General features: G+C 59.2%; 1 protein-coding gene. It reads left to right on the top strand.

What is annotated here, in order from left to right:
• Nucleotides 1-272 (top strand): transposase (locus XH80_RS02780; RefSeq protein ID WP_442869096.1); only part of this gene is annotated, 272 nt, incomplete at both ends.

The raw sequence follows: 272 nt of genomic DNA, 5'->3' as shown, positions 1-272 counted from the left end.
GTCGTAGGGAACATCAATGACGGCCTCAGCGAGATGCTCCGAGCGCTCATGAGGGAATTGCAAGAGGAGTTGTCCGAGCTTGATACCCGCATTGCATCCTATGACCGGCGGATAAGGGAAATCTTCCGCACGAATGAGCAGTGCCAGCGGCTCGGCAAAATCGAAGGCGTCGGACCTGTGACGGCAACGGCCTTGATCGCCGCCGTGGGCGATAGAAGCTGTTTCAAGAACGGCCGCCAGTTCGCGGCTTGGCTTGGCCTGGTGCCGAAGCA

The sequence above is a fragment of the Bradyrhizobium sp. CCBAU 45384 genome (assembly GCF_028128665.1).
GTDB classification, from domain to species: domain Bacteria; phylum Pseudomonadota; class Alphaproteobacteria; order Rhizobiales; family Xanthobacteraceae; genus Bradyrhizobium; species Bradyrhizobium manausense.
This window is presented reverse-complemented; position numbering and strand designations above follow the sequence as displayed.